Origin of the sequence: Pantoea hericii (assembly GCF_014155795.1) — a bacterium.
GTDB lineage: Bacteria > Pseudomonadota > Gammaproteobacteria > Enterobacterales > Enterobacteriaceae > Pantoea > Pantoea eucalypti.
Genome location: NZ_SCKV01000004.1, coordinates 313938 through 339611, shown reverse-complemented (window position 1 = coordinate 339611; position 25674 = coordinate 313938). Strand labels below are relative to the sequence as shown.

The window sequence follows — 25674 nt, the reverse complement described above, 5'->3', positions numbered from 1 at the left end:
AGAAGAAGAGATGCCATCTTTCGATATCGTTTCAGAGGTCGATCTGCAGGAAATTCGCAATGCGGTGGAGAATGCCAACCGTGAAGTGTCTACCCGCTTCGATTTCCGCAACGTGAGCGCCGAGTTTGAGCTCAACGAAAAGAATGAAACCATCAAGATCACCAGCGAGTCTGATTTTCAGGTTAAGCAGCTGGTCGATATTTTGCGTGAGAAGTTACTGAAGCGCGGGATTGAAGGCGGCGCCTTAGAGGTGCCCGAAGAGATTGAGCATAGTGGCAAAAGCTGGGCGGTCGATGCCAAACTGAAGAAAGGCATTGAAAGCGACGTCGCGAAGAAGCTGGTGAAGCTGATTAAAGACAGCAAGCTGAAAGTGCAGACCCAGATTCAGGGTGAAGCATTGCGTGTGACCGGCAAAGCACGTGATGATTTGCAGGGCGCGATGGCGATCGTGCGCGGCAGTAATCTGGGCCAGCCGTTCCAGTTTAAAAACTTCCGCGATTAAGCGTGATTGGCTGAGTTTTCAGCATGAATGCAGTGATATAAACCCGGCTAATGCCGGGTTTTTTGTTATCTGGCAGGAGCAGCGCTGCATCGTTCCAAATTTGTGAGCCGTCTGAATGAAGGCGTGGTTTGTGACGTCAGTGGCATCGTGTGCTGGCTTGCATCTCTTTGAAGAAGTGGGTGTGAGCTGTAGGGCGTCTGTGCGATCACGCACTTGCTCAGGGAGCCTGTGCCTTTCGCAAAGACGCAAAAGCGCCATCCATGGCGGCTCATCGCGGGCCATCCATGGCCCGCGATGCTTTGCTACAGGCACAGGCTCCCATCGCTATGAATTTCTGAGTTGTCTGTAAGAATGGTTATGCGGGTTGGAGGTTGCTTAGAACCTTAAATGCGGGTGAACCATTCAGCAACTCAAAAGCTTAGGAGGCGAAGGGAATACGGCCAGAGGAGGAAAGCGTCCCGCGCCATGGATGGCGACTTTTGCGACTTTCCGATCTGACCTTGCCCCCTGCGCCAGCTCGATCCTGAAGCGAAACGAGCTGACGTTATCACCAAACTTTTTTAAGCTAGCAACTCCCCAGCAGCGCTTCCAGTTCAGGGCGGCTGGTGACCTTACTATCAATTTTGATATACGCGCTTTTCTCTTCCGGCACGATAAACACGGAGTTAACGCCAGGCTGCGCTTTCAGGCGCTGCTCCAGATTTGGCACAGCCAGAGCCGCATCACTCAGCACGATGCGCAGGCTACTGACATAAGGCGGCTCCTGCATCGTCATGCTGACAAACAGCCAGGCCGCAGCCACCATCGCGCCAACCAGGAACACGGTCTGAGCATCGAAATGACCAAATACCCAGCCACCCATACTGCCACCAACGGCCACACCCAGGAACTGGCTGGTGGAGTAGATCCCCATCGCCGTACCTTTATAACCTGCAGGGGACTCTTTACTGATCAGTGAAGGCAGGATGGCTTCCATCAGATTGAAGGCGAAGAAGAAGAGCTGAACACCCACGACCAGCGTCCAGAAATGACCTTCCGCGCCCCACAGTACAATCTCAGCAATGACAATCATCCCGACGCAGCCGACAAACACGCGCTTCATACGACGCTTCACTTCGGCATAAATAATAAACGGCACCACGCCGGCAAAGGCGATAAGCATAGTGGAAAGATAAACTTTCCAGTGCTCAGGGGCCGGGAATCCAGCCTGTTCAAACTGCCCTGGCAAGGCGACAAAGCTCGACATCAGCAGAACATGCAGGCAGAAAATACCGATATTGAGCTTTACCAGACGCGGGTTAGCCAATACTTTGCGGAAGCTGCCTTTCACCATACCCGATTCACGGTTCAGGACATGATGTGAAGCGGACGGCACCACAAGCAGGGTAATCACGATACCCAGCGACGCCAGAATCGCAATCATCCAGAACAGCGCATGCAGACCCAGCGCGTGCGTAACAATCGGGCCGACGACCATAGCAATCGCGAAGGTCACGCCAAAACTGATGCCGATAAACGCCATTGCTTTGGTGCGGTTCTGCTCACGGGTTAAATCGGATAACAGGGCCATTACGGCAGCCGCAATCGCGCCTGAACCCTGCAGCGCACGACCCAGAATAATGCCCCAGATGGAGTCGGTGCAGGCGGCGATAACGCTGCCCAGAACAAACAACAACAGTCCGCCGACAATTAACGGCTTACGGCCGATGCGGTCGGAGAGCAGACCAAAAGGAATCTGAAAGATTGCCTGGGCAAGGCCATAGATGCCAATTGCCAGACCGATTAAGGTTTCACTTGCGCCCTGTAATGCCATGCCATAAGTGGTCAGTACCGGCAGGACCATAAACATTCCCAGCATGCGCAGGGAAAAGACCGTACCGAGGCCCCATGTGGCGCGCAGCTCCACCGGAGTCATTTTGTTATCGTTCATTCCAACCTCTGTTAATGTGCTGCTTTTATTCTAGGTGGCGGGGCAGGGCGGGTAAAACAATAGTTTTTAAGCAGTGGTAACAAAAAGAAAGGGCGCGATAATCGCGCCCTTTTCATGCTGTATCGGTGCCAGTTACCAGACGTAAGTCAGCAGGTCCTTTGAAGCCGGAGCCAGCGAATCTACCGACATCATCACGCTCAGCGCGGTGATGGTCACGATAGAAAAGACAAACAGCTTGCGTGCCCAGACACGGTCATCTGCGGTTTTGTAACCCGATAACGCCATGCCCAGCCACCAGACGCTGACCGCAGCAGCCACAACCAGATATTTGTAACCCGCGTAGCCACCCAGCGTCAGCATCAGCGTGGCAATCATAAACGCCAGAATATAGAGCGTAATATGATTCTTAGCCACGGAAATGCCTTTCACCACCGGCAGAACCGGGATGTTCGCTGCCTGATAATCTTTAAAGCGGAAGATAGCAATCGCGTACGAATGCGGCATCTGCCACAGGCTAAAGATCGCCAGCAGGATTAACGCACCAGCATCAAACTGGTTAGAGACTGCACAGTAGCCGATAACCGGCGGCGCAGCACCTGACAGACTGCCAATCAGCGTTCCGTAAACGGAATTACGCTTCATGTAGAGACTGTAGATACCCACGTACACCACGAAGCCCATCACCGCCAGCCACATGGCCAGCGGATTAGCACCGAAGTAGAGCAACGCAAAGCCGGCAATACCCAGCACAGTGGCATAAACCAGGCTTACTTTCGCGGAGATGAGGCCTTTTACCAGCACCCGATTCCTGGTTCTCTCCATCTTGATGTCAATGTCGCGGTCAATCACGTTGTTGAAAACACAACCCGATGCAACCACCAGTGACACGCCCACCAGGGTGATGAGAAACAGGGCGTAATCTGTGTTGCCTTTGGAAGCCAACAGAAATCCGCCGATCACAGAAATTAAATTCCCGAAAATAATTCCTGGTTTTGTAACTTGCAGGTATTGCTTAAACATTACGCGTGACTCTTTAGTGAGGCATCATGTTGTAGTTGAGGTTCCACATGATCCACAGTGAGCCCACTACGACAATCAGGATGATGATGGCCGAGAAAACAATGGCTACCATGTTCCAGCCACCCTCAGATTTGCTGTCTAAGTGCAGGAAGTAGACCAGGTGAACCAGCACCTGGATTACCGCACAAACCAGAACAACACCGAGGATAGTACCGTGAGATGCACTGCCATCCATTACCATCCAGAACGGGATGGCCGTCAGGATGATAGAAAGGATGAAGCCGATCATGTAGGACTTCACGCTACCGTGTGAAGCGCCATGTTCGTTAACAGAATGACTCATTACATGGCTCCCATCAGGTAAACAACGGTGAAGACGCAAATCCAGACCACGTCCAGGAAGTGCCAGAACAGGCTCAGACACATGATACGGGTGCGGTTAGTCGCGTTCAGGCCACGTTTAGAAACCTGGAACATCAGAACCAGCATCCAGATCAGACCGGAGGTCACGTGCAAACCGTGAGTACCGACCAGCGTAAAGAAGCCAGACAGGAAGCCACTGCGATCCGGACCAAAGCCTTCAGCAATCAGGTGATGGAATTCATAGATTTCCATCCCGATGAAGCCCAGACCGAACAGGAAGGTCAGCGCCAGCCAGCCGATAACGGCACCTTTTTGCTCCTTGTTCATGGAGATAACAGCCATGCCGTAAGTGATCGAACTCAACAGCAGCAGGGCGGTTTCTACCAGAACAAACGGCAGCTCAAAGATATCTTTACCTGCCGGGCCACCGGCAGTGTTGTTGACCATGACAGCATAGGTCGCAAACAGGGTTGCGAAGATAATGCAGTCACTCATCAGGTAGATCCAGAAGCCAAAGACTTTATTGGCTCCTGCATCGTGATGCCCATGCTCCGCATGGGCGTCGTGGTGATGTTTAAGAGTTTCAGTTGACATTATTTCAGACCTGCTTTGCTGATTTCGTCAAAGTGCTGGTTTTCAATCTTCTGAACTTCAGCAACCGGAACGTAGTAATCCACGTCTTCGTCGAAGCTCTTCACGATCCAGGTAACGATCATGCCGAGGAAGGAAAGACCAGCCATCCACCAGATATGCCAGATCAGCGCGAAGCCCATTACAGTAGCGAATGCGCAGATGACGATTGCAGCACCACTGTTTTTCGGCATATGAATCTCTTCATAAGATGCCGGCTGTTTGTACGCTTCGCCTTTCTCTTTCATTTCCCAGAAAGCATCACGCTCATGCACATGTGGGATGACAGCAAAGTTATAGAACGGTGGTGGTGAAGAGGTTGCCCACTCCAGCGTACGACCGCCCCACGGGTCACCTGTCACATCACGGTTCTGATCACGGTCACGTACTGAAACGTAGAACATGGTCAGCTGACACAGGATACCCATTGCAATCAGACCAGCACCCACCGCCGCAACCACCAGAAGAGGGTGGAACTGTGGATCGATATCCTGGCTCAGACGACGGGTCATGCCCATGAAGCCCAGTGCGTACAGCGGCATAAAGGCAACGAAGAAGCCAATGATCCAGAACCAGAATGCGCGCTTACCCCAGGTTTCGTTCAGGGTGAAGCCGAATGCTTTCGGGAACCAGTAGGTCACGCCTGCCATACAACCGAAGACCACACCACCGATGATAACGTTGTGGAAGTGAGCAATCAGGAACAGGCTGTTGTGCAGAATAAAGTCAGCGCCCGGAACGGCCAGCAGTACGCCGGTCATACCCCCTACAGAGAAGGTTACCAGGAAGCCAACGGTCCACAACATGGCAGAGTGCATCTGAATGCGGCCCTGATACATGGTGAACAGCCAGTTAAAGATTTTAACCCCGGTCGGAATCGCGATGATCATCGTCATGATACCGAAGAAGGCGTTAACGTTGGCACCTGCACCCATGGTGAAGAAGTGGTGCAACCAGACGATAAACGACAGCACGGTAATGGCGATGGTCGCCCACACCAGAGAGGTATAACCAAACAGACGTTTTTTGGAGAAGGTCGCAGTAATTTCTGCGAACACACCAAACACCGGCAGTACCAGGATATACACTTCCGGATGGCCCCAGACCCAGATCAGGTTGACGTACATCATCATGTTCCCGCCCATTTCATTGGTGAAGAAATGGAAGCCGAGATAACGATCAAGGGTCAACAGCGCCAGGGTCACGGTCAGAACCGGGAACGCAGCGATGATCAGGACGTTGGTGCACAGTGCGGTCCAGGTAAAGACCGGCATTTTGAACAGGCTCATGCCCGGTGCGCGCATCTTCAGGATAGTCACGAAGAAGTTAATACCGGTTAAGGTCGTACCAATACCTGAAAGCTGAAGGCTCCAGATCCAGTAATCGACCCCGACGCCGGGACTGTACTCCGCGCCGGAAAGCGGCGGATAAGCCAGCCAGCCGGTCTGTGCGAACTCGCCCACGCCCAGCGACAGGTTAACCAGGATCACACCGACCGCAGTAAACCAGAAGCTCAGGTTGTTCAGGAACGGGAACGCGACGTCACGTGCACCAATCTGCAACGGAACGGCGATGTTCATCAGGCCAACCACGAAAGGCATCGCCACGAAGAAGATCATAATCACGCCGTGCGCGGTAAAGATCTGGTCGTAGTGGTGCGGTGGCAGAATGCCCGCTTCACCGGCCGAAGCCATAACCTGCTGGGTACGCATCATAATGGCATCAGCGAAACCACGAATCAGCATGACGAATGCCATGATGATGTACATGATACCCAGGCGTTTGTGGTCGATTGACGTCAGCCATTCAGACCACAGATATTTCCACTTACCAAAATAGGTAATCGCAGCGACCAGCGCCGCACCACCTATCAGGATAGCGGCAACCGTAACCATGATAATCGGCTCATGGTACGGCACTGCATCAAGTGTTAATTTTCCGAACATCGTATTATTCCTCGGCTCCCGCGGAAGCGGCGTGACTCATGTCCATACCTTCATGCTGTGGCATGTCCATTTTCCCGTGGCTCATCTTGAACTTGTCGATGACTTGCATGAACAATTTAGGATCAGCTGAAGAGAAATATTCCACCGGGTGATTTTCGCTTGGCACAGCCACTTTCTCGAAATCATCCATAGTAGTCAGCGTGTTAGGGGCTGCTTTAACTTTAGCCACCCACTGCTGGAATTCCGCATCGTCTTTGGTTGCAATGGCTTTAAACTTCATGCCAGAGAAACCACGACCACTGAAGTTCGCAGAGATACCGTCGAAAATTCCCGGCTCATTCGCAATCAGATGCAGTTTGGTCTGCATACCAGCCATCGCATAAATCTGGCTGCCGAGCGTTGGGATGAAGAAAGAATTCATGACGGAGTTAGACGTAATTTTGAAGTTCACCGGAGTGTTTGCCGGGAAGGCAATCTGGTTCACGGTCGCAATACCCTGCTCCGGGTAAATGAACAACCATTTCCAGTCCAGTGCAACCACATCGATCTCAACCGGTTTCACATCAGATTGCAGCGGTTTGCTGGGCTCCAGTGCGTGGGTCGATTTCCAGGTCAGCACACTGAGGAAGATAATGATCAGGATCGGAATGGTCCAGACCACGGCTTCCACTTTGTTAGAGTGTGACCAGTTAGGGCTGTACTTCGCATTCGTGTTGGATGCCCGATATTTCCAGGCAAACACCACGGCCATCAGGACTGCGGGAATCACGACGATCAACATCAGGCCAAAGGCAGTCAGTATCAGCGAACGTTGCTCCAGTGCAATCTGTCCTTTGGGATTTAACAATGCACTATCGCAGCCACTCATTAATAAAGTGCCTGCAATTAATGACAAAATCCCCAAACTTTTATTGTATTTACTGAGTCTCATTTAACGACCTCAATGACAAAGGGCTCTATTGTCGTTTAAGTGTGCGCGCATTTTACGGGAAGGTTTATGCAGTGTAAACCAGCTTAAGGATGTGTCAGATACGTGTTGACACCTTTTGCTAAGGGTGTCACAGATGTTGCGCCAGGTGACAAATAATTAACGCAGACAAGCAGTTGGCATCAATATAACAAAAACCAATGGAAGTAACCGTAAAAAAATCAGGGAAAGGAATAACCCTTACTTTTAACTCCCAAATATTTAACAAGTCTGCATCATTTGCGCGATGAAATTTAACTAAAGTAATTGCTCACCGGTTTTTAGTATTTCCGCTACGCCTCCTCAGGTCATATTCTTATTTTTTAAAAATAACACGCGATGATAAATAATGGCGACTTATCGGCATGGCATAAAATAAGTCGCCGCTCGTTAACCTATCGATTTTACTTAAGCATCTGATGCAGGTAACACCGGCGTTTTCTTCAGCGCCCGGTAGTCCAGCGACACCCCGACAAGCACCGCCAGTAAGGAGAGGGTCATGCCCAGCTCGAACAGGCGGGTCAGCAGCGGTGCCAGCGCAGTCAGTCCCAGTGCATTCAGTGCCAGCGCTACCAGCCAGAGAGCCAGTACGCCGCATCCGGCTGCAAACAGACGATTAGTCCAGCGATAACCATGAGGATAGTAGCTTCGTGTGAGGAAATTGCCACTTTGCTCGACCTGATTCAGTGTGTGTCGGCAAAAAGTCAGCAGTAGCAGCCCAGGCAGTCCCGCAAATACCGTAAAAGCATAAAATGTTGGCCAGCCCCAGAGTTCAACCAGCCAGCCCGCAGCCGGGCCAACATAGACCCGACCAACGGCTGAGAGCGCCGACAGCAGGGCAAACTGTGTTGCAGAGAAGGATTTGTTGCAAAGGGTCATTAACAGGGCCACGAAGGCCGCCGTGCCCATGCCGCCGCACAGGTTTTCAACAAAAACCGCGCTGGCCATACTCCACAATTGTTTGTCGGTCACCGCCAGCAGCCAGTAACCAAAGTTTGAGACTGCCTGCAGCACGCCGAAAATCATCAGTGCCCGGAACAGACTCAGACGCTGCATCAGAACACCGCCATAGAGCGCCCCGATAATCGTCGCCAGCAGGCCCAGCGTCTTGTTGACCAGGCCGACGTCACCGGCATTGAAGCCGACGCCACGAATCAAAAAGGTGGTGGTCAGCGAGGCGGCGAATGCATCGCCCAGCTTGTAAATAATAATTAGGGTAATCAGCAACCAGGCGTTGTTACGCTGGAAAAAATCCTTAAGGGGATCAACAACCGCCTGACGCAGCGAATGTGGGGTAGAGATGCGTGTGTCGGGCTCGCTGGCCGCAAGCGTCGCGATAATACCCGGCACCATCATCAGCGCCATCAGCCAGTAGGTTGCCTGCCAGCCCAGATAGCGGTCAGCCAGCCACAACGCCAGTCCGCCTGAAATCAGCATCGCCAGACGATAACCCAGCACGGTAATCGCGGCACCGCTGCCACGTTCTTCAGGTGGCAGGATATCCGTTTTCCAGGCATCAAAGACAATATCCTGAGAGGCGGAGCAGAAAGCGATCAGCACCGCCAGCGCGGCCATCAGGGTCAGATCGCGTCCTGGTTGCAGAAATCCCATCGCGAAAATCCCCCCCACCAGCGCCAGCTGACTGAGCAGCAACCAGCCGCGGCGGCGGCCCAGAAACGGCGGCGTATAGCGGTCCATCATGGGTGACCAGAGAAATTTAAAGACGTAGGCCTGGCCGACCAGCGAAAAGAAGCCAATAGTTTTTAAATCGACATTTTCCACCGTCATCCACGCCTGCAACGTGCCCGATGTCAGTGCCAGCGGCAATCCCGAAGCGAACCCAAGGAGCAATAATACGGCGGCGTTTTTCTGGCTGAAGAGGCGAAGGTAGTGGTTCATGCGGATCCTGCAGATAACAAAATGCCCTGCACAAGGCAGGGCAGAAGAGAGAGGGTGTTAATGGGCGTTTTGCTTGATGAAGTCGTTGACGCTGGTGTCCTGCGCCATATCCGCGATCACATCGCTCATGGTGGAGTTAACCGCGTTGGTGATCTTCTGGTTACTGGCGTTGAACGCGCCTTCTACGCTGTAAGTCTGGCGGTAGTTTTTAACCTGTTTGTTGCCGTTTTTTGCGGTCGCAATGATCGAGATGTCCGCTTTGGTGGTGATGCTATAGCGCACATTGCCCTGCGTCACGTCAGCATAGAGGTTGTTAACCACAATCTGAAGGTCTACCGCGCCATTAGGACCAACCATATAACCGCGAGCGGTCATCTGCTTCTCCAGCACTTCCTGCAGCAGGAAACGCAGATCGCGCGAAGGTGTTAAGGTCACTAGCTGACCATCACGGTTTACTTTTGCCAGCGCCTGATCTTTACGCTGGTCGGCACCGTTGATGCTGACGGTTACGCCCATCAGGCCCGGGTCCTGCTGTGGCAACTGAATTTTAGGCTGGATTGTCAGGGTATTATTGCTGGTTGCACAGCCGGCTAAAATGAACGCAGCCAACAGTGGGAATAACAGTTTTTTCAACATACTTTTTCTCGTTGGTGTCAGGGGGTTGGTTTGCAAAAACTGGAGGCATCATAGCATTGCCCGGCAGTGAAAAAAGCCCTGTTGCCGGTGAAATTGTGTCTGAAACCGTTTTAAGCCCCTTCTCTGACAGGTTAGTTTGCTGTTCGTTTCAGCTACGTTATTATGCGCGTCGGAGGCGGGCTGACATAAAATGCAATATTTAGCCTCTGCTGACGGGTAAGCGCACTAAAAGCGACTAAGATTGAATGAGATGGGGCACAGCGCTCGCCATTGAGGAGTAATAGCCATGATCCGCGAACAAATAGAAGAAAAGCTGCGTGTGGCATTTCAGCCAGCTCATCTGGAAGTGCATGACGAAAGCTACCGGCACAACGTTCCTGCCGGCTCAGAAAGTCACTTCAAAGTGGTCATTGTCAGCGACTGTTTTGCAGGCCAGCGCTTTCTGGCGCGTCATCGCCTGATTTATGGCGAGCTGGCGGCTGAATTAGCGGGCAGCGTTCATGCTTTAGCCCTGCATACTTACACACTGAAAGAGTGGGAAGGATTGCAGGATACCGTACTGGCTTCGCCTAACTGCCGCGGTGCCGGTACACTCGCCTGACCTCCCTTCTCCAAAACGGCCTGCGGGCCGTTTTTTCTTTTATTTAGTGAAAAACGCGATCCCTGGCTCAAAAAAGCAGCAAACCTGCTGAAAAGTGGTGAGTTAGCGTCCTCGACTCATTCCAGCGATGCCGCTATAATGCTGCGTCTATTTTTCCGGAATGTCTTCGGGACGCTTCTGGTAACAGGGATCAGGTTCTCTTCACGGAAGCCGTCCCGGTTGTTGGATACGGCGCATTTCACTATGTGTGGTGTCTGAAGTTGACCGAGCACGTGATTTTTTGAGGTAACAAGATGCAAGTTTCTGTAGAAACCACTCAGGGCCTGGGCCGTCGCATTACGATTACTGTTGCAGCTGACAGCATCGAAAGTGCAGTAAAAAAAGAACTGGTTGACGTTGCCAGGAAAGTCCGTATCGATGGTTTCCGTAAAGGCAAAGTGCCGATGAACATCGTTGCGCAGCGTTATGGCGCTTCTGTCCGTCAGGACGTGCTGGGCGAGCTGATGACGCGCAACTTCGTTGACGCCATCATCAAAGAAAAAATTAACCCGGCTGGCGCACCAAACTACGTGCCAGGTGAGTACAAAGAAGGTCAGGATTTCACTTACGCGGTTGAATTCGAAGTTTATCCGGAAGTTGAGCTGAAAGGCCTGGAAAACATCGAAGTCGAAAAACCAGTCGTTGAAGTCACTGACGCTGACGTTGATACCATGCTGGACACGCTGCGTAAGCAGCAGGCCAACTGGATCGAAAGCGACGCTGCTGCAGGCCCGGAAGATCGTGCCACTATCGATTTCAACGGTTCTGTTGACGGTGAAGAGTTCGAAGGCGGCAAAGCCACTGATTTCGTTCTGGCCATGGGCCAGGGCCGCATGATCCCAGGCTTTGAAGAAGGCGTTGTGGGTCACAAAGCGGGCGAGACTTTCACTATCGATGTGAAATTCCCGGACGACTACCACGCAGAAACCCTGAAAGGGAAAGATGCGAAGTTCGAGATCGTGCTGAAGAAAGTTGAAACGCGCGAACTGCCAGAGCTGACTGAAGAGTTCATCAAACGTTTCGGCGTTGAAGATGGTTCAGTTGCCGGTCTGCGTACCGAAGTGCGTAAGAACATGGATCGCGAGCTGAAAGGCGCTATCCGTAACCGCATCAAAACGCAGGCGATCGACGGTCTGGTTGAAGCTAACGAAATCGACGTGCCAGCTGCGCTGGTTGACAGCGAAATCGACGTTCTGCGTCGTCAGGCTGCACAGCGTTTCGGTGGCAACGAACAGCAGGCGCTGGAACTGCCACGCGAACTGTTCGAAGAGCAGGCTAAACGCCGTGTTGTTGTCGGTCTGCTGCTGGGCGAAGTGATTCGTACCCATGAGCTGAAAGCTGACGAAGCACGCGTAAGCACCATGATCGAAGAGATGGCTTCTGCGTATGAAGATCCGCAGGAAGTGATCGAGTTCTACAGCAAGAATAACGAGCTGATGAACAATATGCGCAACGTCGCGCTGGAAGAGCAAGCGGTTGAAGCAGTCCTGGCGAAAGCTAAAGTGACTGAGAAAGAGACCAACTTCCAGGATCTGATGAATCAGACCGCTCAGGCCTGATCTCACATTTAACCGTCTGTGCTAAGCCCGTGACTGAAAAGTCACGGGCTTTTTTGTGTTTTGCGTACAGAACGGCACTCTTCGCTGCTATTTGTTTAATTAATCGGCAAATTATTCACGCATCGCTTTTTCCGGGTTAGCGAACAGGGAAAAGATTGTTATGCTTGAAACATGCGTGCAGCATCCCCAGATAGTGGGAGTATGCAGAAATGAGAGTGAGGCTGGCTGATTAACCGTCCTGAAGGTGTCGGAAAAGGTGCGACGTGGAGTTTCCCGCGCGTCTTACGTAGAATCGGTACAGAATGTTGCCAATGAAATTTATCCAGGAGACGGTAATGTCATACAGTGGCGATCGTGAATATACTGCACCGCACAATGCGCTGGTGCCAATGGTGGTTGAACAAACTTCGCGTGGTGAGCGTTCATACGACATCTACTCCCGTCTGCTGAAAGAGCGTGTCATTTTTCTGACCGGCCAGGTTGAAGACCACATGGCAAATCTGATCGTGGCGCAGATGCTGTTTCTGGAAGCTGAAAATCCGGAAAAAGATATCTATCTGTACATCAACTCACCTGGCGGTGTGATCACGGCCGGTATGTCGATCTACGACACCATGAAATTTATTAAACCGGATGTCAGCACCATCTGTATGGGACAGGCCTGTTCAATGGGTGCGTTCCTGCTGACGGCGGGTACCAAAGGTAAACGTTTCTGTCTGCCAAACTCACGTGTAATGATCCACCAGCCGCTGGGCGGCTATCAGGGCCAGGCGTCAGATATTGAGATCCATGCGCGCGAGATCCTGAAAGTTAAGCAGCGTATGAATGAGCTGATGGCTGAGCATACCGGTAAAACGCTGGAAGAAATTGAGCGCGATACCGAGCGTGATCGTTTCCTCTCTGCAAGTGAAGCGGTAGAGTATGGATTAGTCGATTCAATTCTGACGCATCGCCAATAAGACCCGACTTACCGTTGTCCCTGGTCTATAGTTAACAGGGTAACGGTACTATTATGGGTTGAATGAATTTCGGCCGTCTCTGCACGGCCTGAGCCGTACGCGTGTATGGCCTGAGAACTAGAAGAGGTTAACTGATGACAGATAAGCGCAAAGACGGTTCAGGAAAGTTGCTGTACTGCTCTTTTTGCGGCAAAAGCCAGCATGAAGTGCGAAAGCTGATTGCCGGGCCGTCAGTGTATATCTGCGATGAATGTGTTGACCTGTGCAACGACATCATTCGCGAAGAGATTAAAGAAGTTGCGCCGCATCGTGAACGTAGTGCGTTGCCAACCCCACATGAAATTCGCCATCACCTTGATGATTATGTCATCGGCCAGGAAAGAGCGAAGAAAGTGCTGGCGGTTGCCGTTTACAACCACTACAAGCGTTTGCGCAACGGCGATACCAGCAATGGCATTGAACTGGGCAAAAGTAACATTCTGCTGATTGGTCCGACCGGTAGTGGTAAAACGCTGCTGGCAGAAACCCTTGCACGCCTGCTGGATGTGCCGTTCACCATGGCTGACGCCACTACGCTGACTGAAGCCGGTTATGTGGGTGAAGACGTTGAAAACATCATCCAGAAACTGCTGCAGAAGTGTGATTACGACGTTCAGAAAGCACAGCGCGGCATCGTTTATATCGATGAAATCGACAAAATCTCACGCAAGTCAGATAACCCGTCGATTACCCGTGACGTGTCAGGTGAAGGCGTACAGCAGGCTCTGCTTAAGCTGATTGAAGGCACCGTCGCTGCCGTTCCACCGCAGGGTGGACGTAAGCATCCGCAGCAGGAGTTTTTGCAGGTTGATACCTCGAAAATTCTGTTTATCTGCGGCGGCGCATTTGCCGGCCTGGACAAAGTGATTTCCCAGCGTGTTGAAACCGGATCCGGTATTGGTTTCGGCGCCACCGTGAAAGGGAAGTCGCAGAAAGCCAGCGAAGGCGAATTGCTTTCACAGTGTGAACCCGAGGATTTGATCAAATTTGGTCTGATTCCTGAGTTCATCGGTCGTCTGCCAGTGGTTGCCACTCTGAGCGAACTGAGCGAAGAAGCACTGATTCAGATTCTGCGTGAACCTAAAAACGCCCTGACGAAACAGTACCAGGCGCTGTTTAACCTGGAAGGCGTTGAGCTGGAGTTCCGTGACGAGGCGTTAACTGCCATTGCGAAGAAAGCGATGTCACGTAAAACCGGTGCACGTGGTCTGCGTTCCATCGTAGAAGGCGCATTGCTGGAAACGATGTATGATCTGCCTTCCATGGACGACGTGGAAAAAGTAGTGATTGATGAATCAGTTATTGAAGGTCAGTCTGAGCCCATGTTGATCTATGGTAAGCATGAAGCGCAGGCGTCTGGCGAATAATTAAACAGATCGTCCATGTTGTCATAATAAAAAAGGGGAAAATGTTTCCCCTTTTGCTTTTCTCGCCTCTGTGACGTTGAATGTCGGATAAGCATCCCCATATACTCAGATACCTGTGGGTTTAACTGCATACCTGCCTGATGCGGTTCCCATCACCTGGCGGACATTAAACAAAGAGAGAGCTCTATGAATCCTGAGCGTTCTGAACGCATTGAAATCCCCGTGTTGCCGCTGCGCGACGTGGTGGTTTATCCGCACATGGTAATTCCGTTGTTTGTTGGCCGGGAAAAATCAATTCGGTGCCTTGAAGCCGCAATGGATCATGATAAAAAAATCATGCTGGTCGCACAGAAAGAGGCTTCAACGGATGAACCTGGCATTAACGATCTCTTTTCAGTAGGGACCGTAGCCTCAGTATTGCAAATGCTGAAACTGCCGGACGGCACCGTCAAAGTTCTGGTCGAAGGTTTACAGCGCGCCCACATTACGACGCTGGCCGATAACGGTGACCATTTTGTGGCACAAGCTGAATATCTGGTTTCGCCAGAGATCGAAGAGCGCGAGCAGGAAGTGCTGGTACGCACGGCGATCAATCAGTTTGAAGGCTACATCAAACTCAATAAAAAGATCCCACCAGAGGTTTTAACCTCGCTGAACAATATTGACGATGCGGCCCGCCTTGCCGACACTGTCGCAGCACATATGCCACTGAAACTGGCAGACAAACAGTCTGTGCTGGAGATGTCCGACGTCAACGAGCGTCTGGAATATCTGATGGCGATGATGGAATCTGAAATCGATCTGCTGCAGGTTGAGAAGCGTATTCGCAACCGTGTTAAGAAGCAGATGGAGAAAAGCCAGCGCGAGTACTATCTGAATGAGCAGATGAAGGCGATTCAGAAAGAGCTGGGCGAGATGGATGACGCGCCTGATGAGTACGAAGCGTTAAAACGCAAAATCGACGCGGCCAAAATGCCGGAAGAAGCGCGCGAGAAAGCGGAAGCCGAACTGCAGAAGCTGAAAATGATGTCCCCGATGTCCGCTGAAGCCACCGTGGTTCGCGGCTACATCGACTGGATGGTTCAGGTTCCGTGGAACGCGCGCAGCAAAGTGAAGAAAGATCTGCGTAAAGCGCAGGAGACGCTGGATACCGACCATTACGGCCTGGAGCGCGTGAAGGATCGTATTCTTGAGTATCTTGCGGTTCAAAGTCGCGTCAGCAAAATCAAAGGGCCGATTCTCTGCCTCGTCGGACCGCCAGGGGTAGGTAAAACTTCTCTGGGTCAGTCGATCGCGAAAGCGACCGGACGTAAATATGTGCGTATGGCGCTGGGTGGCGTGCGTGATGAAGCAGAAATCCGTGGTCACCGCCGTACTTACATCGGCTCTATGCCGGGTAAATTAATCCAGAAAATGGCGAAAGTGGGGGTTAAAAACCCGCTGTTCCTGCTGGATGAGATCGACAAAATGTCTTCTGACATGCGTGGCGATCCTGCGTCTGCCCTGCTGGAAGTGCTTGATCCTGAGCAGAACATTGCGTTCAACGACCACTATCTGGAAGTCGACTATGACCTCTCTGATGTGATGTTTGTGGCAACGTCGAACTCAATGAATATTCCGGCACCGCTGCTGGATCGTATGGAAGTGATTCGTCTGTCGGGTTACACCGAAGATGAAAAGCTGAATATCGCTAAGCAGCATCTGCTGACTAAGCAGATTGAACGTAACGCCCTGAAAGCCAGCGAAATTACGGTTGAAGACAGCGCGATTGTCGGCATTATCCGTTACTACACCCGTGAAGCCGGTGTGCGTAGCCTTGAGCGTGAGCTGTCGAAGTTGTGTCGTAAAGCGGTGAAATCACTGCTGATGGACAAGACTAAGAAGCACATCACCATCAATGGCGAAAACCTCAAGGACTTCCTGGGCGTACAGCGCTTTGACTATGGCCGTGCTGACAGTGAAAACCGTGTCGGTCAGGTTACTGGCCTGGCCTGGACGGAAGTGGGTGGCGATCTGCTGACCATTGAAACCGCCTGCGTGCCGGGTAAAGGCAAACTGACTTACACCGGTTCTCTGGGTGAAGTGATGCAGGAGTCGATTCAGGCTGCACTGACCGTAGTGCGTGCCCGTGCCGAGAAGCTTGGCATCAATGGTGACTTCTACGAAAAACGTGATATTCACGTTCACGTGCCAGAAGGCGCCACACCGAAAGATGGTCCAAGTGCCGGTATCGCCATGTGTACTGCGCTGGTTTCCTGTCTGACCGGTAACCCGGTTCGTGCAGATGTCGCCATGACCGGTGAAATTACCCTTCGTGGTCAGGTACTGCCGATTGGTGGGCTGAAAGAAAAACTGCTGGCAGCACACCGTGGCGGTATTAAAACTGTGCTGATCCCGGACGACAACAAGCGTGATCTGGAAGAAATTCCACAGAACGTGATTGCCGATCTGGAGATTCATCCGGTGAAACGCATTGAAGAGGTGCTGAATCTGGCACTGGAAAATGCGCCATACGGCATGCAGGTCGCGACAGCAAAATAGTGATTAACGGCATAAACCGTTAAAAAGCGGAGCTGGCAAGGCAATTGGCGCTTGCCAGCTTTTTTTTGTGCCGCTAATTTAGGTGGCTGCCGACGCGACGTTCTCAGAGAAATTACGTTGTTTCGGCGTCACTGGCTTGATATAACTTGCTGCGCGCTCGGACCTGGCTGGATGCAGGGTGCGATGTGAAATAATAAAAGAGGGGATGAATAGAGTGAATAAGTCACAATTGATCGACAAAATTGCTGCCGATGCTGATATTTCTAAAGCTGCTGCAGGACGTGTTTTAGATGCATTTATGGGCTCAGTTTCAGATGCGCTGAAAGAGGGTGATGAAGTGGCTCTGGTGGGTTTCGGCACATTCTCTGTGCGTGACCGCGCTGCACGTACCGGTCGTAATCCGCAAACCGGTAAAGAGATCACCATTCCGGCCGGTAAAGTTCCCGGTTTCCGTGCTGGTAAAGCATTGAAAGACGCTGTCAATTAATAACAACGAATAGATTCATTGACGCATTTTCTTCAGTGGATTAGAGGACGATTAACCCGTTCTCATGTAACATACGGGCACATCAATCTGATGTGCCTTTTTTTTGTTTTAACCGGTGAGAATCGGGCCGTAAGATGGACCTGGACCGGATTGAGACTGCCAGCTAAGCCTGCAGTTGCGTGAGTCGCCAGCGAGTGGCGAATTGCGACCGAGCTTTACATTCACACTACAGCGGAGTGTTGCCATACCATGATGGACAATTTACGCGCGGCGTCGAACAATGTCGTGCTCAAGATTATTCTGGGACTGATTATGGTCTCCTTTGTGCTGACGGGCGTTGGCAACTATCTGATTGGCGGCAATAACGATTATGCGGCCAAAGTTAATGGTCAGGAGATCAGCCGTGGACAGCTGGAGCAGGCGTTCAACAGCGAACGCAGCCGTCAGCAGCAGATGCTGGGCGACCAGTTCTCGCAGTTGGCCAGCAACGATGGCTACATGCAGCAGATCCGCCAGCAGGCGCTGTCGCAGTTAATCGATCAGGCGCTGCTTGACAGCTACATCAAAGATCTCCACCTCAGCATCAGTGACGATCAGGTTAAGCAGGCTATCTTCAATCAGCAGGCTTTCCAGACCAACGGCAAATTCGACAATGCGAAATATCTGGCTCTGATCGGCAACATGGGTTTCAGTGCTGACCAGTACGCTGAAGCATTGCGTAAGCAACTTTCTAATCAGCAGCTGATTAATGCCGTTGCTAACACCGATTTCACGCTCAAAGGCGAAGCCAGTAAACTGGTGGACCTGGTTTCACAACAGCGTGACATTCGTCAGGCGACGCTGGACGTCAACGCGCTGGCGGCGAAGCAAACCGTCACCGACGATGAAATCAGTCAGTATTATCAGCAGCATAAAACCAGTTTTATGGCGCCGGAACAGTTCCGTGTCAGCTATATCCTGATGGATGCGGCCAGCATGCAACAGGATGCCAGCGAGGCGGATATTCAGGCCTGGTACGACCAGCATAAAGCAGACTATACACAGCCGCAGCGTACGCGTTACAGCGTGATTCAGACTAAAACTGAAGCCGATGCCAATGCGGTACTGGCCCAGCTGAAAGGTGGCGCCAGCTTCGCGGATGTGGCGAAAGCCAAATCAATCGACCCTATTTCTGCGCGTAAGGGCGGTGATATGGGCTGGCTGGAACCTTCAACGACGCCGGATGAGCTGAAAAATGCGGGTCTGACTCAGAAAGGCCAGATGTCAGGCGTGATCAAATCCTCAGTGGGTTTCCTGGTCGTTCGTCTCGACGATATTCAGCCAGAGCAGGTTAAGCCGCTGAATGACGTTCGCAGCGCCATTGCCGCGAAAGTGAAGCAGGAAAAGGGCGTTGATGCCTTCTACAAACTGCAACAGAAAGTCAGCGAAGCAGCCAGCAATGACAATGAGTCACTGGCGGGTGCGGAGCAGGCTTCGGGTCTGAAAGCGAAAGAGACCGGCTGGTTCAGCCAGGATACGCTGCCAGACGCACTGAACTTCGATGCGGTGAAGCAGGCGATCTTTAATGGTGGCCTTGTGGGGCAAAACGGCGCGCCGGGCAACAACTCCGATATCATCACTGTTGATGGCGATCGTGCCTTTGTGCTGCGTATCAGTGAGCACAAACCAGAAGCGGTAAAACCGCTGGATCAGGTTAAGGCGCAGATCACGGACACGCTTAAGCATGATAAAGCGACGCAGCAGGCGAAAGCCCAGGCGGATAAACTCCTGACCGATCTCAAAGCCGGTAAGCAGGATGCGCTGACTGCCGCGGGTCTGACCCTGAGCGCCAGCAAAACTGTTGACCGTAACGCGCAGGATCCTGTTGCACAGGCGGCCTTTAATCTCCCTCAGCCCGCGGAAAATAAACCTTCATGGGGTGTGAGCGAAGATATGCAGGGCAACGTGGTACTGGTGGCGGTTGATAAAGTTAAAACGGGTAGCATGCCGCAGGCGCAGATTGACGAAATGGTCAAAGGCGTCACGCAGAATAATGCACAGCTGACGTTTGAAGCGTTGCTGCAAAACCTGCGTAAAGAAGCCAAAATTAAGTACGGCGCTGCTGCACAAATGCAGTAAGCCTCGCAGAAACAGTGCAACAACAGTAACAATCAAAGGCCGCATTCGCGGCCTTTTCCATTTCTGCAATTCCACTTTTGTGCCTTGTGCGCAGCGGTGACACGCTGTCGCTGCTGTTTAAACACAAGGAGAAACACAGCATGGCTAAACCTAAACTCGTTGCCCTTTATCTTTCCCTCGCGCTGGGTGGTGCACTCTGTCATACCAGCGTCTCTGCGGCCCCTGAATCTGCCAGCGACGCTGTCACGCAGAGCGCACTATCCGCGTCAAAGCCGGCATCACCCTTACAGCCACAGCAGGAGCAGGTCAGTATCAATGACGCGACAGCGGAACAGCTCACTGCCGTCATGAATGGCGTAGGGTTGAAAAAAGCCCAGGCGATTGTGAGCTATCGCGAACAGTACGGGCCCTTTAGCGCAATTCAGCAACTTAGCGAAGTGCCGGGCATTGGCAACGCGTTGATAGAGCGGAATGCGGGCAGGCTGAAATTGTGAGGCAGTACACATCTGTGATGCTTAAGCCGCGCTGAGCAGGCGACTCTGCTAAAGTGAACAGGTCCAACCAGTTAACTTACAGTAGCAGGAGAGCATGACCATGCAGACCACCATAAAAGTGCGCGGCTATCATCTGGATGTCTATCAGCACGTCAACAATGCACGCTATCTTGAGTTTCTTGAGGAAGCTCGCTGGGAATGGCTGGAAGAGGTTGAAGCATTCCACTGGTTGCAGGAACAGAAACTGGCTTTTGTGGTGGTCAACATCAACATCAATTATCGTCGCCCGGCCGTGCTGGGCGACGTACTCACTATCGACAGTGCAATCACGCAGTTGAATGGTAAAAGCGGCATTATTGCGCAGCGGGTTTTGCTGGCAGGTCAGGAAACCGTCGTGGCGGATGCTGCCCTCACGTTTGTCTGTATTGATTTGCGGACCCAGAAGGCGGTTGCGCTGGAAGGAGAATTACGCGAGCGACTGATGCGTCTGATGGCATAAACCGGGTAAAGGCGGCAAACTAAATTCTCTGCCGCCACGCCAGAGTGCCTTAACTAAGGCCGCTCTTAGCTTTCATCGCGGCCATTACGCTATCACGATCGTTGAGATACCCCTGCAAGCCATTAGCCCTTAAATTGCAGGCAGCACACTCACCACATCCGTCACCTTTCACGCCGTTATAGCAGGTCAGCGTCTGCTCGCGTACCAGCGAAAGCTGCTGCCAGTAGTCCGCCAGCGCCCAGGTTTCCGCTTTGTTGAGCCACATCAGCGGCGTCTCAAAACGAACTTCGCGCGCCATGCCAAGCGACACCGCATGGTTCAGCGCTTTAACAAACTCATCACGGCAATCGGGATAGCCAGAGAAATCGGTCTCACAGACGCCAGTGATCACCGCTTCCGCTTCAACCTGGTAGGCGTAAACCGAGGCCAGCGTCAGAAAGAGAATATTGCGGCCCGGCACGAACGTACTGGGTAAACCACTGGCCTCAGGATTGTAAGCCGGCACCGGAATGTTATCCCGTGTCAGGCTGCTGACGGCGAGTTCGTTCAGCATGGTCACATCCAGTACTTTATGCGCGCGCGCGCCCAGTTTACTGGCCAGATCCCGGGCAACCTCAATCTCTTCCCGGTGGCGTTGTCCATAATCGAACGTGACGCAGTGAACCTCATCATATTGCTCTAAGGCCTGAATCAGACAGGTAGTGGAGTCTTGTCCACCGCTGAAAACTACAACAGCGCGTTTCATGGTGTTTTCCTGGTCATTAATTTTGCGCTTATGGTAATGCCTCAGTCCGCTGCTGAACAGCTGCAAGGCGGATCAATGGGCGGTGGAATCCAGGCGCGACTGAAATCGAACCAGCCCAGGGTGTTGAGCTCAATGCCTTCAACGCCAGGCGGTGCGTGGATTTGGTAGCGATAATTGAACAGCGGCAGCAGAATGCCCTTCATCATCAGCTGATGATAAAGCTGGTGAAGCGTGTGAGTACGAATGTTGCTGTCCGCGATCTGCTGAATAGCCAGCAGTTGCGCCTGGACGTCTTCGCCCTCTGGTGTGACCCACAGCGGCCGCCATAGCGGATCGCTCTGCAACCAGTTGGCCAATGTAAAGACCGGCGCATCGCCAATCAGCCTGTCACCCATCACGATATCTGCTTCATCGAGTTGCTCAATGCGGTGCCAGTTTTTTACCGGGTGAAACACTACGTTCAGGCTGCAACCGTGCCGTTTTAACAGGGCAACCAGCGCCTGTGACATCTGGTGTAATTCAACCGGTAACTGATAATGCAGCGTCAGTGTCGCCGGCAAGGGGACCGGGACACGATTAATCCGCGGCACATCCCAGCCAGGTAACAGTTCGCTGCTGGGCGTGATTAATCCTTCATCCAGTGGCAACCGGCTGACGATGCCGCTTTGCTGAATTAGCTGAAAAAGCGTACGTGCCTGATCGCGCGTAAATCCGGCTCGTGGTCGGCAGACCAGATAACAGAAGCCCAGACTGATGCTGCTGCTCACCGGTTGTAACGTCCTGAGCTCATTGGCATCCCCTATGGCAATTTGCACCGGATGACGACAGCTACTGCCGAGAGCAGGATCAAACAACTGAGGCGTAATCCAGTACTCAACGGCTTGCAACAGCGGCCGCTGCAGATGCCAGCGGGAATGACTTTCAATCCTGACCAGTTCAGGACTAAAGTGCGCCAGTTTCCATGGGCCGCTGCCAATGACAGCATCATCAGGATGGGGCAACAGGCATAACAGATGGGCAAGGCGATGAGGCAGCCAGAAGTCAGGGCGTCGCAGGATAAACCGCAGCGCAAGCGGATGGGGGGCATCCACGCTAATCACATCAGCCAGCAATACACGCACGCGGGTATCGTGCAATAGCTGACGGAATTGCGTCACCAGTTGTGCGGCCTGCACTGGCTCGTCGTTGTGCCACATTAGCTGAGGCCGTAACCAGAATAACCAGCTACATGATGCCTCATCATGTTGCCAGTGGTGTGCCAAATCGCCCACCGGCTCATCCTGTTCAAACCGGGTCAGTCCTGAGTAGATCTGGCGCACCAGATGCTGTTCAGCCCGTCCGGCAATCTGGCGCGGCTCAGTGCTTTCCATCGGGCGATAGTAGGGAATACGCAGAACCGGCGTATCGTTCTGCCACTGACCACCCATGAGTGGCCGCAGCATATTGATCAGCCTTTCCGGTGCCAGATCCAGCAACTGCAAAGCATCCGCCGCCTCTCCGGCATCAAGCTGGCGTTGCAGCAACTGCTGTCGTAATTGTTCAGGCGTTTGCAGAAACGTTAATTGCCCCTGCTTGCCACGGCCTGGCTCGCCATGCCAGTGAAGCCAGCCTGCGTGCTGCCACTGTGACAGCAACGTTCGCAGATGGCGTTCGCTGCAGATGCAGTGGCGTGCCATCTCTGCCACGCAGGTCTGCTGAGAGGCGCCCAGACTCTGCTGCCACAGACGTTGAAACTGATTAAGGCGATTAAGTTGGCGCATGCTAAACCCGGAACAGTTTTTTTTAAGTATTCACTATTAGTTCCGCAATTTACAGGCAATAGTAAAGCCATCTTTCAGCAGGAGGGGAATCATGGTGCGTTTAGCCGCGTTCGATATGGATGGCACATTGTTGCTGCCGAATCATCAGTTGGGGCAGCAGACTCTGGAGAGTTTGCAGGCATTGCATCTGCGTGATGTTAATCTCGCGCTGGCAACGGGCCGCCATCTGCAGGAAATGCAGATCCTGCGGGAAAAAATGACACTTCCCGCATGGCTGATCACCGGTAATGGCACCCGCGTACACGATCGGTCTGGCAATCTTATCTTCGCACGTGATCTGCCTCCTGCCGTCGCTGAAGAGGTCATCCACCGCCACTGGGATACCACCGCGACAATCCATATTTTCAACGATCAGGGGTGGTTTACCGATCGACCTGCTCCGGAGCTGCTGGTGGCCCATCAGATGAGCGGATTCGGTTATCAACTGTGCGATCTTAAAAAGCTGCCTGCGCATCAGGTGACAAAAATCTGCTTTATTGATCAGCATCAGAATCTGTGTCGGCTAAAGATCTCGCTGGATGCCGCATTGGGCGAGCAGGCTACGATCTGCTTCTCTGGGGTGGACACGCTGGAGGTCTTGCCCGCTCACTGCAACAAAGGCAGCGCGCTGGCGCTGTTATGTGATCACCTGTCGCTGACAATGGCGGAATGTATGGCGTTTGGTGATGCGATGAACGATCGCGAGATGCTGGCGCAGGTCGGGCAGGGCTTCATCATGGGCAATGCGATGGCGCAATTGAAAGCCGCACTTCCGCATTTACCCGTATTAGGGCATTGCGAGACACAGGCAGTGTCTCACTATTTAAATCACTGGCTGGCTACACCTGACCTCGCGTATTCCCCCGAATGCTGAGGATTGCCGTGCACCGGACAGGATGTCCGGTTTTTTATTCCAGCTCGCGCTGCCACGGCGTGATATCGCCAATATGTTTTGCTACCCACTCTGGCTGATAGTAGCTATCGGGATAACGTTCGCCACTGTCGCAAAGCAGTGTCACCAGCGCCCCTTGCTGATTTGCCGCCCGTAAGCGTTTCGCCACCTGCATCATGCCCCAGAAATTAGTGCCGGTAGAGGCGCCAGGTTTGCGTCCCAGAATCTTTTCCAGTTTCAGCATGGCGGCCAGCGTCGCACCATCCGGCACTTTTATCATTTCATCGATCACGTCAGGCATAAACGAGGGTTCTACCCGTGGACGGCCAATCCCCTCGATCATGCTGCCGCGCGTGCTGGTCAGAGTGGCATCACGCTGCCTCCAGTAGTCGAAAAAGACAGAATGCTGCGGATCCACTACCAGCATTTTCGTTTCCAGTCCCTGGTAACGAATATAGCGGCCCAGGGTCGCTGAAGTGCCGCCGGTGCCTGCACTCATGATGACAGTATGGGGAATGGGATAGGGCTCGTGCTGCATCTGACGAAAGATGCTCTCTGCAATGTTGTTATTGCCACGCCAGTCTGTCGCGCGTTCAGCGTAAGTAAACTGATCCATAAAATGGCCATTCAGCTGCCGCGCCAGCCGTTCAGACTCTGCGTAAAGCTGGCAGGGATCCTCGACAAAATGGCACTGTCCGCCATAAAACGCGATCTGCTCAATTTTACGCTTCGCTGTACTGGCGGGCATCACTGCAATAAACGGCAGGCCCAGCAGCCTTGCGAAGTACGCCTCAGAAACGGCAGTGCTGCCTGACGAGGCTTCTATAATCGGCGTATCCTGTTTAATCCAGCCATTAGAAAGGCCGTAAAGAAAAAGAGATCGTGCCAGCCGATGTTTAAGACTGCCACTGGGATGGGTGCTCTCATCTTTCAGATAGAACCAGATGCCGGGAAAATCCGCCAGATCGAACCGGATCAAGTGGGTCTCTGCCGATCGTTGAAAGTCAGCATTAATTTCGTTGATAGCGTGACGAATCCAGCAAGTGTGCATCTCAGGCGTCCGATAAAAAATAATGAGACTATTTTATGGCACGTGCAGGAAAAAGAGATTGCAAAATTACCGCTAAAATCGCGGTAATGGAGAAAATGATTCTCTCGGAGCCCCGAATGTTAGATAAAACTGACCTCAAATTGCTCGCGCTACTGCAGCAGGACTGTACCCTGTCACTGCAGGCATTGGCGGATGCCGTCAACCTTACCACCACACCCTGCTGGAAGCGCCTGAAAAAACTGGAAGATGATGGCATTATTCGCGCTCGGGTAGCGTTGCTGGATGGTGATAAAATCGGACTGTCACTGACGGCATTTATGTTTGTGAAAACCCAGCAGCACAGCCGCGACTGGTATCAGACTTTTGTCTCCGTGGTGAGTAGCATGCCGGAGGTCATGGCCTTTTACCGCATGGCAGGGGAGTATGATTACCTGCTGCGCATTCAGGTGGCCGATATGAAAAGCTATGATGCTTTTTACAAGCGAGTAGTCAATGGGGTGCCCGGCCTGATTGATGTGACATCCAGCTTCGCCATGGAAGAGATTAAATACACCACGGCTTTACCTGTCGCCCTCTGAGGGCCTGAGATTG

23 protein-coding genes are annotated in these 25674 nt (G+C 52.4%); 12 read left to right on the top strand and 11 right to left on the bottom strand.

The genetic code is table 11. The annotated features are described in order from the left end of the window. The first annotated feature begins 10 nt into the window (after positions 1 to 10). Positions 11 to 502 carry a YajQ family cyclic di-GMP-binding protein gene (locus H7K52_RS11210; protein WP_003852530.1) on the top strand — a complete coding sequence of 164 codons (492 nt, stop codon included), beginning with the start codon at positions 11 to 13 and terminating at the stop codon, positions 500 to 502. Positions 503 to 1067: 565 nt separating this feature from the next. On the opposite strand, the gene H7K52_RS11205 is transcribed toward H7K52_RS11210, so the two are convergent. The 8 genes from H7K52_RS11205 to H7K52_RS11170 all read right to left on the bottom strand — a co-directional run bounded on the left by H7K52_RS11205 (position 1068) and on the right by H7K52_RS11170 (position 9893). After that, positions 1068 to 2432 carry an MFS transporter gene (locus tag H7K52_RS11205; RefSeq protein WP_008924887.1) on the bottom strand — a complete coding sequence of 455 codons (1365 nt, stop codon included), beginning with the start codon at positions 2430 to 2432 and terminating at the stop codon, positions 1068 to 1070. A gap of 132 nt (positions 2433 to 2564) precedes the next feature. Next, positions 2565 to 3452, bottom strand: coding sequence for a heme o synthase (gene cyoE / locus H7K52_RS11200; RefSeq protein ID WP_008924888.1), 888 nt, complete (start codon positions 3450 to 3452; stop codon positions 2565 to 2567). A 13-nt stretch (positions 3453 to 3465) separates the two neighbouring features. Continuing rightward, positions 3466 to 3795, bottom strand: a complete 330-nt coding sequence (locus H7K52_RS11195; RefSeq protein WP_008924889.1) for a cytochrome o ubiquinol oxidase subunit IV — start codon at positions 3793 to 3795, stop codon at positions 3466 to 3468. Further along, positions 3795 to 4409 carry a cytochrome o ubiquinol oxidase subunit III gene (locus tag H7K52_RS11190; RefSeq protein ID WP_008924890.1) on the bottom strand — a complete coding sequence of 205 codons (615 nt, stop codon included), beginning with the start codon at positions 4407 to 4409 and terminating at the stop codon, positions 3795 to 3797. Before H7K52_RS11190 ends, H7K52_RS11195 begins: the two co-directional genes overlap by 1 nt. Continuing rightward, positions 4409 to 6391 (bottom strand): cytochrome o ubiquinol oxidase subunit I, encoded by a 1983-nt coding sequence (gene cyoB, locus H7K52_RS11185; RefSeq protein WP_008924891.1) that lies wholly within the window; start codon positions 6389 to 6391, stop codon positions 4409 to 4411. Before cyoB ends, H7K52_RS11190 begins: the two co-directional genes overlap by 1 nt. Positions 6392 to 6395: 4 nt before the next feature. Then, on the bottom strand, positions 6396 to 7322 hold the full coding sequence (gene cyoA, locus H7K52_RS11180; RefSeq protein WP_008924892.1) for a cytochrome o ubiquinol oxidase subunit II: 927 nt from the start codon (positions 7320 to 7322) through the stop codon (positions 6396 to 6398). A gap of 444 nt (positions 7323 to 7766) precedes the next feature. Next, positions 7767 to 9257: a muropeptide MFS transporter AmpG gene (gene ampG, locus H7K52_RS11175; RefSeq protein ID WP_182630050.1), complete on the bottom strand. Its 1491-nt coding sequence runs from the start codon at positions 9255 to 9257 to the stop codon at positions 7767 to 7769. Between the two features lie 57 nt (positions 9258 to 9314). Beyond that, positions 9315 to 9893, bottom strand: a complete 579-nt coding sequence (locus H7K52_RS11170; protein ID WP_182630049.1) for a lipoprotein — start codon at positions 9891 to 9893, stop codon at positions 9315 to 9317. Positions 9894 to 10179: 286 nt separating this feature from the next. On the opposite strand from H7K52_RS11170, the gene bolA reads away from it, so the two are divergent. The 9 genes from bolA to H7K52_RS11125 all read left to right on the top strand — a co-directional run bounded on the left by bolA (position 10180) and on the right by H7K52_RS11125 (position 20596). Continuing rightward, positions 10180 to 10494, top strand: coding sequence for a transcriptional regulator BolA (bolA, locus tag H7K52_RS11165; RefSeq protein WP_008924895.1), 315 nt, complete (start codon positions 10180 to 10182; stop codon positions 10492 to 10494). A 293-nt stretch (positions 10495 to 10787) separates the two neighbouring features. Beyond that, positions 10788 to 12092 (top strand): trigger factor, encoded by a 1305-nt coding sequence (gene tig, locus H7K52_RS11160; protein WP_039659077.1) that lies wholly within the window; start codon positions 10788 to 10790, stop codon positions 12090 to 12092. Positions 12093 to 12427: 335 nt separating this feature from the next. After that, on the top strand, positions 12428 to 13051 hold the full coding sequence (gene clpP / locus H7K52_RS11155) for an ATP-dependent Clp endopeptidase proteolytic subunit ClpP (protein WP_003850496.1): 624 nt from the start codon (positions 12428 to 12430) through the stop codon (positions 13049 to 13051). 134 nt (positions 13052 to 13185) lie between these two features. Further along, positions 13186 to 14457 (top strand): ATP-dependent protease ATP-binding subunit ClpX, encoded by a 1272-nt coding sequence (gene clpX, locus H7K52_RS11150; RefSeq protein ID WP_003850494.1) that lies wholly within the window; start codon positions 13186 to 13188, stop codon positions 14455 to 14457. Positions 14458 to 14643: 186 nt separating this feature from the next. Continuing rightward, positions 14644 to 16998, top strand: a complete 2355-nt coding sequence (gene lon, locus H7K52_RS11145) for an endopeptidase La (RefSeq protein WP_003850493.1) — start codon at positions 14644 to 14646, stop codon at positions 16996 to 16998. 214 nt (positions 16999 to 17212) lie between these two features. After that, the gene (gene hupB / locus H7K52_RS11140) at positions 17213 to 17485 is read left to right on the top strand and encodes a nucleoid-associated protein HU-beta (protein ID WP_033731763.1); all 273 of its coding nucleotides are present in this window, start codon (positions 17213 to 17215) and stop codon (positions 17483 to 17485) included. A 249-nt stretch (positions 17486 to 17734) separates the two neighbouring features. Further along, positions 17735 to 19603, top strand: a complete 1869-nt coding sequence (ppiD, locus tag H7K52_RS11135; protein WP_008924898.1) for a peptidylprolyl isomerase — start codon at positions 17735 to 17737, stop codon at positions 19601 to 19603. A 140-nt stretch (positions 19604 to 19743) separates the two neighbouring features. Continuing rightward, entirely contained in the window at positions 19744 to 20097 is a 354-nt protein-coding gene (locus H7K52_RS11130) for a ComEA family DNA-binding protein (RefSeq protein ID WP_008924899.1), read from the top strand. A 100-nt stretch (positions 20098 to 20197) separates the two neighbouring features. Beyond that, on the top strand, positions 20198 to 20596 hold the full coding sequence (locus H7K52_RS11125; protein ID WP_003850485.1) for an acyl-CoA thioesterase: 399 nt from the start codon (positions 20198 to 20200) through the stop codon (positions 20594 to 20596). A gap of 49 nt (positions 20597 to 20645) precedes the next feature. Here the strand turns inward: H7K52_RS11125 and queC are convergent, their stop codons facing one another. Both queC and H7K52_RS11115 read right to left on the bottom strand, forming a co-directional pair. Further along, complete coding sequence (queC, locus tag H7K52_RS11120) at positions 20646 to 21341, bottom strand: 7-cyano-7-deazaguanine synthase QueC (protein ID WP_008924900.1); 696 nt, start codon at positions 21339 to 21341, stop codon at positions 20646 to 20648. Positions 21342 to 21382: 41 nt separating this feature from the next. Beyond that, complete coding sequence (locus tag H7K52_RS11115) at positions 21383 to 23101, bottom strand: SgrR family transcriptional regulator (RefSeq protein WP_182630048.1); 1719 nt, start codon at positions 23099 to 23101, stop codon at positions 21383 to 21385. Positions 23102 to 23192: 91 nt separating this feature from the next. On the opposite strand from H7K52_RS11115, the gene cof reads away from it, so the two are divergent. Further along, positions 23193 to 24014: an HMP-PP phosphatase gene (gene cof, locus H7K52_RS11110; RefSeq protein WP_008924902.1), complete on the top strand. Its 822-nt coding sequence runs from the start codon at positions 23193 to 23195 to the stop codon at positions 24012 to 24014. Positions 24015 to 24048: 34 nt separating this feature from the next. On the opposite strand, the gene H7K52_RS11105 is transcribed toward cof, so the two are convergent. After that, positions 24049 to 25083, bottom strand: coding sequence for a PLP-dependent cysteine synthase family protein (locus H7K52_RS11105; RefSeq protein ID WP_008924903.1), 1035 nt, complete (start codon positions 25081 to 25083; stop codon positions 24049 to 24051). A 116-nt stretch (positions 25084 to 25199) separates the two neighbouring features. Between H7K52_RS11105 and H7K52_RS11100 the strand changes: the two genes are divergently transcribed. After that, a complete protein-coding gene (locus tag H7K52_RS11100) occupies positions 25200 to 25661 on the top strand; it encodes an Lrp/AsnC family transcriptional regulator (RefSeq protein ID WP_033742960.1) in 462 nt (153 codons plus the stop codon). The last annotated feature ends 13 nt before the right edge of the window (positions 25662 to 25674 follow it).

Excerpts from the sequence above, each read along its gene's own strand:
- H7K52_RS11210 (WP_003852530.1), top strand. The coding sequence starts at position 11 with ATGCCATCTTTCGATATCGTTTCAGAGGTCGATCTGCAGGAAATTCGC.
- H7K52_RS11205 (WP_008924887.1), bottom strand. The coding sequence starts at position 2,432 with ATGAACGATAACAAAATGACTCCGGTGGAGCTGCGCGCCACATGGGGC.
- cyoE (WP_008924888.1), bottom strand. The coding sequence starts at position 3,452 with ATGTTTAAGCAATACCTGCAAGTTACAAAACCAGGAATTATTTTCGGG.
- H7K52_RS11195 (WP_008924889.1), bottom strand. The coding sequence starts at position 3,795 with ATGAGTCATTCTGTTAACGAACATGGCGCTTCACACGGTAGCGTGAAG.
- H7K52_RS11190 (WP_008924890.1), bottom strand. The coding sequence starts at position 4,409 with ATGTCAACTGAAACTCTTAAACATCACCACGACGCCCATGCGGAGCAT.
- cyoB (WP_008924891.1), bottom strand. The coding sequence starts at position 6,391 with ATGTTCGGAAAATTAACACTTGATGCAGTGCCGTACCATGAGCCGATT.
- cyoA (WP_008924892.1), bottom strand. The coding sequence starts at position 7,322 with ATGAGACTCAGTAAATACAATAAAAGTTTGGGGATTTTGTCATTAATT.
- ampG (WP_182630050.1), bottom strand. The coding sequence starts at position 9,257 with ATGAACCACTACCTTCGCCTCTTCAGCCAGAAAAACGCCGCCGTATTA.
- H7K52_RS11170 (WP_182630049.1), bottom strand. The coding sequence starts at position 9,893 with ATGTTGAAAAAACTGTTATTCCCACTGTTGGCTGCGTTCATTTTAGCC.
- bolA (WP_008924895.1), top strand. The coding sequence starts at position 10,180 with ATGATCCGCGAACAAATAGAAGAAAAGCTGCGTGTGGCATTTCAGCCA.
- tig (WP_039659077.1), top strand. The coding sequence starts at position 10,788 with ATGCAAGTTTCTGTAGAAACCACTCAGGGCCTGGGCCGTCGCATTACG.
- clpP (WP_003850496.1), top strand. The coding sequence starts at position 12,428 with ATGTCATACAGTGGCGATCGTGAATATACTGCACCGCACAATGCGCTG.
- clpX (WP_003850494.1), top strand. The coding sequence starts at position 13,186 with ATGACAGATAAGCGCAAAGACGGTTCAGGAAAGTTGCTGTACTGCTCT.
- lon (WP_003850493.1), top strand. The coding sequence starts at position 14,644 with ATGAATCCTGAGCGTTCTGAACGCATTGAAATCCCCGTGTTGCCGCTG.
- ppiD (WP_008924898.1), top strand. The coding sequence starts at position 17,735 with ATGATGGACAATTTACGCGCGGCGTCGAACAATGTCGTGCTCAAGATT.
- H7K52_RS11130 (WP_008924899.1), top strand. The coding sequence starts at position 19,744 with ATGGCTAAACCTAAACTCGTTGCCCTTTATCTTTCCCTCGCGCTGGGT.
- H7K52_RS11125 (WP_003850485.1), top strand. The coding sequence starts at position 20,198 with ATGCAGACCACCATAAAAGTGCGCGGCTATCATCTGGATGTCTATCAG.
- queC (WP_008924900.1), bottom strand. The coding sequence starts at position 21,341 with ATGAAACGCGCTGTTGTAGTTTTCAGCGGTGGACAAGACTCCACTACC.
- H7K52_RS11115 (WP_182630048.1), bottom strand. The coding sequence starts at position 23,101 with ATGCGCCAACTTAATCGCCTTAATCAGTTTCAACGTCTGTGGCAGCAG.
- cof (WP_008924902.1), top strand. The coding sequence starts at position 23,193 with ATGGTGCGTTTAGCCGCGTTCGATATGGATGGCACATTGTTGCTGCCG.
- H7K52_RS11105 (WP_008924903.1), bottom strand. The coding sequence starts at position 25,083 with ATGCACACTTGCTGGATTCGTCACGCTATCAACGAAATTAATGCTGAC.
- H7K52_RS11100 (WP_033742960.1), top strand. The coding sequence starts at position 25,200 with ATGTTAGATAAAACTGACCTCAAATTGCTCGCGCTACTGCAGCAGGAC.